Below are 12,053 nucleotides of genomic sequence, written 5' to 3' on the forward strand. Positions count from 1 at the left end.
CAGCCCGCGATATGGCTCGACGCTGTCGCCGACCTTGGCTTGCAACGCCGGGCTGGCCTGCTGCATCGACAGCTCCGAGGCCAGGTGGTCGATATCGCGCAGGTACAGATCGGCCGCCATCCAGCGCGCCAGCAGCAAGACTTCGCGGGTGACCGGCGCGGTGACATTCGGGTTGCCGTCACGGTCGCCGCCCATCCACGAGGCGAAGCGAATGGGCGCCGCCTCCAAAGGCAGGTGCAGGCCGGTGGCGGCGTGCAGCGCATGGTCGGCTTTGCGCAAGTAATTCGGGATCGCCTGCCATAACGAGTGCTCGATCACTGCGAAGCCCCATTTGGCTTCGTCCACGGGCGTGGGCCGGGTACGGCGGATTTCTTCGGTGTGCCAGGCTTCGGCGATCAGCCGTTGCAGGCGCTCGCGGATCTGCTCGCGCTCGGCCGTGGTGAGGTCACGGTGATCCTTCAGTGCCAACTGCGCAGCAATCGCATCGTATTTCTGGATCAGGGTGCGACGGGCCACTTCGGTGGGGTGGGCGGTGAGGACCAGCTCGATCTCCAGGCGCCCCAACTGACGGGCCAGGGATTCATTGCTGTGGCCTTCGCGTTGCAGGCGGGCCAACAACTCCGGCAACACACGCGATTCGAAGGGTGCCGGTTGCGACTCATCGCGCCGATGAATCAACTGATACTGCTCGGCAATATTGGCCAGGTTGAGGAACTGGTTGAAGGCCCGGGCGACGGGCAGCAGTTCGTTTTCCTGCAGCTGGTTCAGACTGGCGCTGAGTTCCTCGCCCGCCGCCTGCTCGGCCGCCGCGCCACGGCGGTCAGCCTTGGCGCCTTTGCGGATTTGCTCGATCTTGTCGAGAAAATCATCGCCGTACTGCTCTCGAATGGTGTTGCCCAACAGTTCACCCAGCAGGTGAACATCCTCACGCAAACGTGCATCAATATCACTCATCAGCCAATCTCCAGGCAGAAATCCGGGGCGCGCAGGCCTTCCAGAGTGCCGCCCGCGTCACTGTCTGACAAGGCCAACCACAAACGACTTTAAACCTTGTGGCTTGCAGCTAGTCTCAATATTGAGCCGCCGCGTTTATCCACACAGGCGGCTGGTCACTCATCACCGCCCATTACCTTGGGTTTTATTGAGGTTGCCATGAAAATTCGAGAACTGGCCCAGCATTGGGAAGAAAACGCCAAGGGTCACCTGACCAAGACGGAGTACGCGATCCATCTGGACGTGGAATCCGCCGCCAGGCTGGCGGCCATTGCCGAGATGTACCCCAAGCGCCACCCAGAAGAGTTGCTCGGCGAGCTGATCGGTGCCGCCCTTGAAGAGCTGGAAGCCAGCTTTCCGTACATCAAGGGCCAGCATGTGATTGCCACCGACGAAGAGGGCGATCCGCTGTATGAAGACGTTGGCCCCACGCCGCGCTTTCTGACGTTGTCGCGCCGCTATCTGCACGACATGTCGGCCAGTGCCGACGAACCGAAGCACTGACAAACCGTCCTTAAACACTCTTCATCCCACGTATTTCCGGGCCTCACAAGGGCCCGGAGTACCTCTGCGCGCGGCGAAAGTTCAAGCCAAAAAGTACTGACCATTTAGTCAGGTATTTTTTTTGGCAAATCGCCATCTTCACTGAACTTTTGAAAAAATCCCCAGGTCACAGCCAGTAAGCCATCACTTGGAACGGCCGTTTGAATAGGCGTTTCGCGCTTTACCGCCGGGCCCGCAGCCGCTGACCAGTGAGATGGACTTTGATGTTTTTGAGGCGTTATCCAATGGAGTTGAAAACGATGAAGACCAGCACTGCCAAATCCACGTTTAACCACCTGCGCGGGCTCAAACTGGCCGCGCTGGCAATCGGCACCAGCTTCGTCCTCGCGGGCTGCGCCGGCAACCCACCGACCGAGCAATACGCCGTGACCCAGTCTGCGGTCAACAGCGCCGTCAGCGCCGGCGGCACCGAGTTTGCCGCCGTGGAAATGAAGTCGGCCCAGGACAAGCTCAAGCAAGCCGAAATCGCCATGCACGACAAGAACTATGACGAAGCCCGTCGCCTGGCCGAGCAAGCCGAGTGGGACGCCCGCGTCGCTGAGCGTAAGGCCCAGGCCGCCAAGGCCGAACTGGCGGTGAAGGACTCGCAGAAAGCGGTTGACGAGCTGCGCAAGGAAGGCATGCGCCCGGCCGCTATCCAGCAGAAATAAGGCGCCGCCCCTTGGCTGCATCGCACCTGATATCGAATTGAAAGGACGACACGACTATGCGCAAACAATTGATGATCCCTGCCCTGCTGGCGATGAGCGTTGCTCTGGCGGCTTGCTCCACCCCGCCGAACGCGAACCTGGAAAATGCACGGACCAACTTCTCGGCCCTGCAGGCCAACCCGCAAGCCACCAAGATAGCGGCCCTGGAAACCAAGGACGCCAGCGAATGGCTGGACAAGGCGGACAAGGCTTACCGCGACAAGGAAGACCAGAAGAAAGTCGACCAGTTGGCGTACCTGACCAACCAGCGCGTTGAACTGGCCAAAGACACCATCGCGCTGCGCGAATCCGAAGCCAAGTTGAAAAACGCCGGTGACGAGCGCGCCCGCGCCCTGCTCGAGGCCCGTGATGCGCAGATCAAGCAACTGCAAGACAGCCTGAACGCCAAGCAGACCGAGCGCGGCACCCTGGTGACCTTTGGTGACGTGCTGTTTGCCACCAACAAGTCCGACCTGAACCCCAACGGCATGGTCAATATCGCCAAGCTGGCGCAGTTCCTGCGCGATAATCCGGACCGTAAAGTGATCGTCGAAGGCTACACCGACAGCACCGGTTCCGATTCGTACAACCAGAGCCTGTCCGAGCGCCGTGCGGCCTCCGTACAGCGCGCACTGGCCCAGCAAGGCGTGGACATTTCACGCATCGTGACCCAGGGCTATGGCAAGGAATACCCGGTTGCCGATAACGGCAGCGTGTCGGGCCGCGCCATGAACCGCCGCGTAGAAGTGACCATTTCCAACGACAACCAGCCAGTCAAGCCACGTTCGTCCGTCGCTTACTGATTGATGGATGCTGGAAACAAGAGCCCCACCTGAACGGTGGGGTTTTTTTGCCTATCAACCGCCGATCTTACGACCGTTATCACTGTCCGGCATCATCGCTTGCATGCCTTGGCGACCGCCCATCATCTTGTTCAGTTGCTCCATATCCGGCTGTCCGCCGGAACCGCCAGCGCCCTGAGAACCGCCGGCACCAGCACCTGCCAACATGTCCAGAAGCTTCTTGATCAGCTCAGGTTCCATCTTCCCCTGCTGCTGACCAGCCTCTTGCGAGCCACCCTGATCAAGGCGGTTCTGCCCATTGACCATGCCCATCGCTCTATCGATTGCACTGATAGCCATTGCGCTCTCCCGGATTTTTTCGTAAGGATTGTTATCAGCAACGCTGACAAGCCAATCAGTGGCGTCTTACGCAAAACGGTTCCAGGAATTTCAAGCCGGACGGTACTGCCCGCAACTGGCTACTGCTGCAACTGCGGGGTTTCCTGGCCCACGCAACGCACGGCCTGCTTTTTGTTGTTCACCAGCACACCGCTGAGGCCTTTTTGCTCGGTATCGAACATCACCAGCACGCCATCGACGCATTGCGCCACTTGCGCCGCCGGGGTCAGGGAGATCTTGTAGTCCTCGCCAGGCACGGTCTTGAGCATGGTGAAGTCGCTGAGCAGCAACGCATCGTCCGGTTTGGCGAAATGCAGGTAGCCATAAAACCACAGGCAACCGACGGTGCCGATGATGGTGCCGATGCCGGTGAGGATCAGCGGGATCATGTTGCGTTCTTCGCTCATTGCGGGCTCTCTGATGAGTCAACTTTAGGAATAGGGTAATTCGGAATTTCGCCCAGGCGGCGCAGGCCGTTGAAATGCAGCGGGTCATCCAGATAACGCAGCATCACAGTTTGCCAGGTCTTGTCGGCAAAGGTCTGCACATGGCCGCCACGGGTCAGTTGCAACACCCTGGGTGCAGGCGCGGCCTGATACAAACGAATGCCATTGGACAGCGGCACGATGGGGTCATCCAGGCTGTGGAACAGCAGTTTCGGCACCCCGGTCAACTGGGGCATGGCATTGATCGCACTGTCGGCGTCGGGCACCAGCCAAGACAAGGGCACTTGAAACGGCCATGTTAACCAGGAGGTGCTCAGGGCGAATTGTCCTACGTCACGATAACTGGCGGGCACGCCGTCCAGCACCAGGGCCTTGAGTTGGGTCTGCCGCTCCGGGTGGGCTGCCAGGTAATGCACGGCCAGCGCGCCGCCCAGGCTTTGGCCGAGGACGATCAACGGCTGGCCCTGGGTTTCAGGCGCCTGGTCGAGCCAACTGAAAGCCGCGTCGACGTCCTGATAGATCGCCGGTAACGATGGCTTGCCTTGCGACAGCCCATAGCCGCGATAATCCAGCAACAGGACTTGATAGCCTTGCTCCGGCAACCACCAACTGCCGCCCAGGTGCCAGGCCAGGTTGCCACCGTTACCGTGCAGGTGCAGCACCGTGCCCTTGAGCGGCACCCCGGGTTTGGCCGGCAACCACCAGGCATGCAGCTTGACGCCGTCGGCCGTGGTGAGCGTGACGTCGCGATATTCCAGGTGCGCCTTTTGCGGCGTGAACGGCAAGCCGGGCTCCGGGTAGAACAGCAGGGAACTGCAGCCGTTCAGAGTGAGTAGCAGGCAAAGAATGCCGAGGATTCTCATCCGTTGAAGCCTCGCTGATCGTCGAAATGTTCAGGCGTGTGCAGGTCCAACTGTGGGAGGGGGCTTGCCCCCGATGGCGGTGGGTCAGTCACAGTTGCATTTACTGACACCGTTATCGGGAGCAAGCCCCCTCCCACCTTGTTGAACCGTTTGGGTCAGTTCAGCCTTTACAGGATGTTGGAGTAATCCGCCTCGATCCGATCCAGGCTCAAATGGTTGAGGAAGTTGGAGAAGCACATCCACGCCGCCAGTGCGTTCATGTCGCGGAACTGCTCCGGAAGGTACTTGGGCGGCACCACCAGGCCTTCATCGACCAACTGGCGCAGGGTGCGCATGTCTTCCAGGGTGGTCTTGCCGCAGAACAGCAACGGCACTTGTTCCAGCTTGCCTTTGCGCACGGCTAGCTGGATGTAGTTGTAGACCATGATAAAGCCCTTGAGGTAGGACAAATCCTTGGTAAACGGCAGACCATTCGGCACCGAGCCGCGAAACACCCGGCTGGCGTTACCGTAGCTTTCGGCCATTTCAAAGCCTTGTTCACGGAAGAAGTCGAACACCTGAAGGAAGTCGGCGCCCTCTTCCACCATGTGGATGGCGCGGGTGCGGTTGGTCAGCTTGCGCAAGCGACTCGGGTAGGAGGCAAAGGTGATGATTTCCATCAGGATCGCCAAGCCTTCCTGGGTCACGGTGGACGATGGCGGGCCCTTGGACAGGAAGGTGCAGATCGGCTGGTTCTGGCCGTTGAGGGTGGTGCCCACGTGCACCAGGCCTTCATGCACTTCGAGGGCGCGCACGTCGCGGTCGTTGAACATCGCATCGGCGCGGATCTTGATGTAGTCGGCACCCGCCGCCGCGTCGGCGACGATCCCGTCGGACTCGAACACGCGGATGGTTTCCTCGGCCTCGCCAAACACCTTGTTCAGGCGGGTTTGCAGCAGGCTGACCGCGTCCTTGGCGGTGAGGGTCTTGGCCTCGTCCTTCAGGTCGCCACGGCCGTCGATATTGTTCAAGTAGTCGGACAGCATCAGGCCGAGGTCCGCCAGGGTCGGATCGCCAGCGTGGAAGGCATCGGAGGCGGCGCCGTACAGCTCCTGGGAAATCAGGCCGAAATCCTCGGTACCGCGTGCTTCGAGCATGCGCACCACCATGCGGTACTCCCGGCACATGCGGCGCATGATCTGGCCCACGGGACTGAACTGGCCGAGGCGGCGGGTGATATCGCGCTCAATGTTCTGAAACTCCAGCTTTACCGCGCTCGAATCGAACGACAGTGGCCGGTTCAGGTAGTAATCGCGGTCCACCGCGGGCATTGACTTGCCCTTGGCCTTGAGGAAACCCTGGCGAATGTTCTCGTCCCATTTCACCGCGTCGAGGACGCGGATCGGTGTTTGCGCCAGCACAATGCGATCGGACAAGCTGCGTATCGTCTGCTGGTAATCGTCCACCCGGTACTTCCTCTTTAAACGTTATTTGTCCGCACGCCGGTAGCGCACGGCTTCAACGAACACATCGGCATTGGCCGGGTCATCCAGGTAGGCAAACACCTGGTTCATGGGGCTGTCGACCAGTACGCCGGCACCTTCCACGGTGTCTACGGTGCTGCCGTGCAACGCCTGTTGCCCGATGGCCTGGTGGATTTGCTCAAGGTCGAGGTTATAGACCACCAATTCGTGCGTTTCGTCGAGCTCGAACCCCGCCAGGACGTAATGCCCGCCGAATTTGCCCGGCAACGGCGCCGACAGATACCAGCGATTGCCATGGCGCGAGACGCTGAACACGTACTCATCACGCTGGCCAGGCTTGGCCTGAGGGTAGCTCACGGCTTTGTAGCGGTGTTCGCCGGCGCGACTGATCTGCAGGTTGAGCGGCTCGCCCCAGGCATTCTTGCTCGTCCATTGGCCCAACAGCGCAGCAGGCGCCGCCTCACTGGCCGGCAGCGGCTCCTTGAAGGTCACCAGGCAACCGCTGAGTAAAAGGAACGACAAGGCGATGACCGCGACACGCCAGGCTTTCATTGGACACTCCCGGTGTCAGACCGAGGCCAACACCAAATGCATGTAACGCTTGAGGATCTCAAGCATTTCGTCAGCGCTCAGCGGCTCCGCGCCGTCCAGCAGGCCCTGATATTCCATCCGACCGATAATCGCCGTCAACACTTTGGCATCCTGTTGCGGCTCACGCGAGCCCAATACCTGGAAAAACTGCCCGGTGCCCTGCAGCAGGATCTGCTGGTGGGAACGCACCAGCTCGGCCAGGCGCGGGTTGAGCAAGGCTTCCTGGCGAAAGGCCTGTTCGGCCATCAGGTACTCGCGACGATTGCTCAATTGGCGCTGCACGTAATCGGCGGTCAGCCGCGCAATGTCATCGGCCAGTTGCGAACGCGACTCCGGGCTGCCGTCGCCATACGCAACCATCTCGCGCAGCAAGCCTTCGTTACGCACCCACAGCTTGCCCATGAACTCGGCGCTGCGCTCGACGTATTGGGCGAAGGTATCGGTGAGCAGGTCATCGATGTCCTTGAAGTAATAGGTGGTCGCCGACAAGGGCACCCCAGCCTCCGCCGCCACTGCGCGGTGGCGCACGGCCCGCACGCCATCACGCACCACGATGCGCATGGCGGCATCGAGAATGTCCTGCCTGCGTTGCTCGCTGCCCCGGCGACTGGCCTTACGGCCCTGGTACTGGACGCTTTCAACCACGGCAGCGGCAATGCCGGCGGCGCCTTCTTGAGCAATTACGCGGTTCACGACACACATCCTTGAAAAGATCAAAACCTGGCGCTGTTTGCTTGACGCTTATTTACGCCACATAAAAAAGCCGCCTTATAAAAGGCGGCTTCGGATTTCGCTTCGCTTACGCTTGTGGCCGCATATGCGGGAACAAGATCACGTCGCGAATCGACGGCGAGTTGGTCAACAACATCACCAAGCGGTCGATGCCGATACCTTCACCCGCGGTTGGCGGCATGCCGTATTCCAGGGCGCGCACGAAGTCGGCATCGTAGTGCATGGCTTCGTCGTCGCCGGCGTCTTTGTCGGCCACCTGGGCCATGAAGCGCTCGGCCTGGTCTTCCGCGTCGTTCAGCTCGGAGTAGGCGTTGGCGATTTCGCGGCCGCCGATGAACAGTTCGAAACGGTCGGTGACGTTCGGGTTGTCATCGTTGCGACGGGCCAGCGGCGACACTTCGAACGGGTACTGGGTAATGAAGTGCGGCTGTTCCAGCTTGTGCTCCACCAGCTCTTCGAAAATCATCACCTGCAGCTTGCCCAGGCCTTCGAAGCCCAGCACCTTGGCGCCGGCTTTCTTGGCGATGGCGCGGGCCTTGTCGATGTCGGTCAGGTCGTCGGCGGTCAGCTCAGGGTTGTACTTGAGGATCGAGTCGAATACCGACAGCCGCACGAACGGCTCGCCGAAGTGGAACACCTTGTCGCCATACGGCACGTCGGTAGTCCCCAGAACAAGCTGCGCGAGTTCGCGGAACAGTTCTTCGGTCAGGTCCATGTTGTCTTCGTAGTCGGCGTAGGCCTGGTAGAACTCCAACATGGTGAACTCGGGGTTGTGCCGGGTCGAGACGCCTTCGTTACGGAAGTTGCGGTTGATCTCGAACACTTTTTCAAAGCCGCCGACCACGAGGCGCTTGAGGTATAGCTCAGGCGCGATACGCAGGTACATGCCCATGTCCAGCGCGTTGTGGTGGGTTTCGAACGGCTTGGCTGCGGCACCACCGGGGATGGTCTGCAGCATCGGCGTTTCCACTTCCAGGAAGTCACGCTTCATCAGGAAGGCGCGGGTGTGGGCAATCACTTGCGAACGCACGCGGAAGGTGTGGCGCACGTCTTCGTTGACGATCAGGTCAACGTAGCGCTGGCGATAGCGCTGCTCGGTGTCGGACAGGCCGTGGTGCTTGTCCGGCAGCGGGCGCAGGGATTTGGTCAGCAGGCGCACGCTGGTCATTTCAACGTACAGGTCGCCTTTGCCGGAACGGGCCAGGGTGCCTTCGGCGGCGATGATGTCGCCCAGGTCCCAGGTTTTCACGGCGGCCAGGGTTTCTTCCGACAGGGTCTTGCGGTTGACGTAGACCTGGATGCGCCCGGACATGTCCTGGATCACCATGAACGAGCCACGGTTGAGCATGATGCGACCCGCCACCTTGACCGGGATCGCAGCCTCTGCCAGCTCTTCCTTGGTCTTGTCCGCGTACTGCTTCTGCAAGTCTTCGCAGTAGGCATCGCGGCGGAAGTCGTTGGGGAAGGCATTGCCCTTGGCGCGCTCGGCAGCAAGCTTTTCCTTGCGCAGGGCGATCAGGGAGTTTTCTTCCTGTTGCAGGGCTTGCGGGTCGAGTTGTTGGTCGCTCATGTCTTTAAATTTTCCATCACAGGTTCGTTGCCCCCGCCACTGACGGGGGACTTGAGGTCGGCTGGCGGTTTACAGCCCCGATTTGAGGCTGGCTTCCAGGTATTCGTCGATATCGCCGTCGAGCACTTTGTCGCAGTCGCTGCGTTCGATGTTAGTGCGCAGATCCTTGATCCGCGAAGCATCCAGAACATAAGAACGGATCTGGTGACCCCAGCCGATATCCGACTTGGTGTCTTCCAACGCCTGGGAAGCGGCGTTACGTTTCTGCATTTCCTGCTCGTACAACCTGGCCCGCAGCATTTTCATGGCGGTGTCCTTGTTCGCGTGCTGGGAACGCTCGTTCTGGCAACAGACCACGGTGTTGGTTGGCACGTGGGTAATACGTACAGCCGAGTCGGTGGTGTTTACGTGCTGACCACCGGCACCGGAGGAGCGATAGGTGTCGATCCGCAGGTCGGACGGGTTGATCTCGATTTCGACCTTGTCGTCGATCTCCGGCGAGACGAACACCGCGCTGAACGACGTGTGGCGACGGTTGCCGGAGTCGAACGGGCTCTTGCGCACCAGACGATGCACGCCGATCTCGGTACGCAGCCAACCGAAGGCGTATTCACCCTTGATGTGCACGGTCGCGCCCTTGATGCCGGCGACTTCACCGGCCGACAGTTCCATGATGGTTGCGTCGAAACCGCGTTTGTCGGCCCAGCGCAGGTACATGCGCAGCAGGATGTTGGCCCAGTCCTGTGCTTCGGTGCCGCCGGAACCGGCCTGGATGTCCAGGTAGGCGTTGTTCGGGTCCATTTCGTGGCTGAACATGCGGCGGAATTCAAGTTTGGCGAGGTTTTCCTCGAGACGGGCCAGCTCGGCGACGACATCGCCTACTGCGCCTTCGTCGTTTTCTTCGACAGCCATGTCCAGCAGGTCGCGGCAATCGGCCAGACCGGTGTTCAACTCGTCCAGGGTGTCGACGATTTGCGCCAGCGCAGCGCGCTCGCGGCCCAGTTCCTGGGCGTATTCAGGGTTGTTCCAGACACTCGGATCTTCAAGCTCGCGATTGACTTCGGTCAGACGCTCATGCTTTTGATCGTAGTCAAAGATACCCCCGAATAGTTTCGGAGCGCTCGGACAGGTCCTTGATGGTGTTAAGGATCGGGTTGATTTCCATGGCGGGCAGCACTCGTTGGCGAACTTTTGAAAGCCGACGAGTATAACGACAAACCTTGGTAAACGGCAGTCCGCTTGGCGAAAAGGCAGGTTCAAGAACAGTGAATATCCACTGTGAGAGGGGGCTTGCCCCCGATGGCGGTGTGTCAGCCCTACACCCGGTGACTGTCACACCGCCATCGGGGGGCAAGTCGAGTCGTCGCACCGCCCCTCCCACATTTGGATCTGCACGGGCCTCAAATTACTCGATACCCACTTGATTGCGCCCATTGTTCTTGGCCGTATACAACCCCTTGTCCGCCGCCATGATCAGTTGCCGGCAATCAGTGCCCTGCACCGGCGTCATGGTTGACAGGCCGATGCTGATGGTCAGGCTCGCGCCCTCGGCCGGGGCGATGTGCGGGATTTTCAGGGCTTCGACGGCCATGCGCAGTTTTTCGGCGACCAGGCGAGCGCCGCCCGGCGAGGTGTTTGGCAGTACCAAGGCGAATTCTTCGCCGCCGTAGCGCGCCGGCAGGTCCGAAGGGCGGCTGCTGGCTTCGCGGATGGCGGCAGCGACTTTGCGCAGGGCTTCATCGCCTTCGACGTGGCCGAAGCTGTCGTTGTAGGTCTTGAAGAAGTCCACGTCGATCATCAGCAACGACAGTTGGGCCTGATCACGCATGGCCCGGCGCCATTCCAGCTCCAGGTATTCGTCGAAGTGGCGGCGGTTGGACAGCCCGGTGAGGCCGTCGGAGTTCATCAGGCGTTGCAACACCAGATTGGTGTCCAACAGTTGCTGCTGGCTGACGCGCAGCGCGCGATAGGCCGCATCACGCTGCAACAGGGTCATGTAGGAGCGTGAGTGATAGCGGATACGCGCCACCAGCTCGATATTGTCCGGCAGCTTGACCAGATAGTCGTTGGCCCCCGCCGAGAACGCCGCGCTTTTGATCAGCGGGTCCTCCTTGGTGGAGAGCACGATGATCGGGATGTTCTGCGTGGCCGGGTGATTGCGGTATTCGCGCACCAGCGTCAGGCCGTCCAGGCCGGGCATCACCAGGTCCTGCAGGATCACTGTAGGTTTAATGCGGATCGCCTGCGCGATGGCCTGGTGCGGGTCGGCGCAAAAGTGGAAGTCGATGTTTTCTTCATGGGCCAGGCCGCGCCGCACGGCTTCGCCGATCATGGCCTGGTCGTCCACCAATAACACCATGGCGGCATTTTCGTCGGTCTTGATGCCGTCGATCTGTAAATCACTCATGTGCAGTCACCTGAATTACCACCTGCAAGCCAGCATCGCCGAGGGTATCGATCATTTTGAAAATACCTCCAGCAACCGGGGCGCAATTCTGTCCAGTGGGCGAATTTCAACAGCAGCATCAATCGCCGCCGCCGCTTTGGGCATGCCATACACCGCCGAACTCTGCTGGTCCTGGGCGATGGTCAGATATCCTTGTTCTCGCATTAATTTGAGCCCCTGGGCTCCGTCGCGGCCCATGCCGGTCAGCAGTACGCCGACGGCATCACCATTCCAGTGGCTGGCCACACTTTCGAAAAATACGTCGATGGACGGCCGGTAAATCTCGTTAACCGGCTCGGCGGTATAGGCTAGCGTGCCATTTTTCAACAGGCGGATGTGATGATTGGTACCGGCCAGCAGCACCACCCCGCTTTGTGGTGGCTCACCTTCGCGGGCCTGGCGGATAGCCTTCTTGAAGGCGGCGATAGGGCTGGCCTTCAGCGCCAGTTCGGCCTGGAACTGGCCACGGTCGAAGAGTTCGGGGTCCACCTGGGGCATCGTTCGGCTTTCCTTTC

General features: G+C 60.4%; 14 protein-coding genes. 3 read left to right on the forward strand and 11 right to left on the reverse strand.

The genetic code is table 11. From position 1 onward, the window contains the following. Positions 1-954, reverse strand: a 954-nt coding sequence (locus L9Z73_RS16120) for a phosphoenolpyruvate carboxylase (RefSeq protein WP_247402779.1), incomplete at its 3' end; no start/stop codon positions are given. Between the two features lie 198 nt (positions 955-1,152). On the opposite strand from L9Z73_RS16120, the gene L9Z73_RS16125 reads away from it, so the two are divergent. The 3 genes from L9Z73_RS16125 (at position 1,153) to L9Z73_RS16135 (ending at position 3,049) form a co-directional block, all read left to right on the forward strand. Then, positions 1,153-1,497 (forward strand): pilin assembly protein, encoded by a 345-nt coding sequence (locus tag L9Z73_RS16125; protein WP_247402782.1) that lies wholly within the window; start codon positions 1,153-1,155, stop codon positions 1,495-1,497. 284 nt (positions 1,498-1,781) lie between these two features. Next, positions 1,782-2,207, forward strand: a complete 426-nt coding sequence (locus tag L9Z73_RS16130; RefSeq protein ID WP_247402785.1) for a DUF4398 domain-containing protein — start codon at positions 1,782-1,784, stop codon at positions 2,205-2,207. Positions 2,208-2,263: 56 nt separating this feature from the next. After that, positions 2,264-3,049 carry an OmpA family protein gene (locus tag L9Z73_RS16135; RefSeq protein ID WP_247402788.1) on the forward strand — a complete coding sequence of 262 codons (786 nt, stop codon included), beginning with the start codon at positions 2,264-2,266 and terminating at the stop codon, positions 3,047-3,049. A 54-nt stretch (positions 3,050-3,103) separates the two neighbouring features. On the opposite strand, the gene L9Z73_RS16140 is transcribed toward L9Z73_RS16135, so the two are convergent. From L9Z73_RS16140 to L9Z73_RS16185, 10 genes are all read right to left on the reverse strand, one after another. Next, entirely contained in the window at positions 3,104-3,388 is a 285-nt protein-coding gene (locus tag L9Z73_RS16140) for a hypothetical protein (protein ID WP_247402790.1), read from the reverse strand. Positions 3,389-3,507: 119 nt separating this feature from the next. Then, a complete protein-coding gene (locus L9Z73_RS16145) occupies positions 3,508-3,834 on the reverse strand; it encodes a hypothetical protein (RefSeq protein ID WP_247402792.1) in 327 nt (108 codons plus the stop codon). Further along, on the reverse strand, positions 3,831-4,736 hold the full coding sequence (locus L9Z73_RS16150; protein ID WP_247402794.1) for an alpha/beta hydrolase: 906 nt from the start codon (positions 4,734-4,736) through the stop codon (positions 3,831-3,833). The genes L9Z73_RS16145 and L9Z73_RS16150 overlap by 4 nt, the downstream gene beginning before the upstream one ends. Positions 4,737-4,903: 167 nt before the next feature. Then, entirely contained in the window at positions 4,904-6,181 is a 1,278-nt protein-coding gene (locus tag L9Z73_RS16155; RefSeq protein ID WP_247402796.1) for a flavohemoglobin expression-modulating QEGLA motif protein, read from the reverse strand. A gap of 21 nt (positions 6,182-6,202) precedes the next feature. After that, the gene (locus L9Z73_RS16160) at positions 6,203-6,751 is read right to left on the reverse strand and encodes a hypothetical protein (RefSeq protein ID WP_247402797.1); all 549 of its coding nucleotides are present in this window, start codon (positions 6,749-6,751) and stop codon (positions 6,203-6,205) included. A 15-nt stretch (positions 6,752-6,766) separates the two neighbouring features. After that, positions 6,767-7,483: a TetR/AcrR family transcriptional regulator gene (locus tag L9Z73_RS16165; protein WP_247402799.1), complete on the reverse strand. Its 717-nt coding sequence runs from the start codon at positions 7,481-7,483 to the stop codon at positions 6,767-6,769. Positions 7,484-7,589: 106 nt separating this feature from the next. Further along, positions 7,590-9,092, reverse strand: a complete 1,503-nt coding sequence (gene lysS / locus L9Z73_RS16170; RefSeq protein ID WP_247402801.1) for a lysine--tRNA ligase — start codon at positions 9,090-9,092, stop codon at positions 7,590-7,592. Between the two features lie 69 nt (positions 9,093-9,161). Next, positions 9,162-10,257, reverse strand: a protein-coding gene (gene prfB, locus L9Z73_RS16175) for a peptide chain release factor 2 (RefSeq protein WP_247402803.1) whose coding sequence is annotated in 2 segments (ribosomal slippage) — positions 9,162-10,184 and positions 10,186-10,257 — 1,095 coding nt in all. Because the reading frame shifts where the segments join, the coding sequence is not laid out codon by codon here. Positions 10,258-10,497: 240 nt separating this feature from the next. Continuing rightward, entirely contained in the window at positions 10,498-11,499 is a 1,002-nt protein-coding gene (locus L9Z73_RS16180) for a response regulator (RefSeq protein WP_247402806.1), read from the reverse strand. A gap of 51 nt (positions 11,500-11,550) precedes the next feature. After that, positions 11,551-12,053, reverse strand: a 503-nt coding sequence (locus L9Z73_RS16185; RefSeq protein WP_282598649.1) for a chemotaxis protein CheB, incomplete at its 5' end; no start/stop codon positions are given.

This window comes from Pseudomonas emilianonis, assembly GCF_023072625.1.
Classification (GTDB): domain Bacteria; phylum Pseudomonadota; class Gammaproteobacteria; order Pseudomonadales; family Pseudomonadaceae; genus Aquipseudomonas; species Aquipseudomonas paraveronii.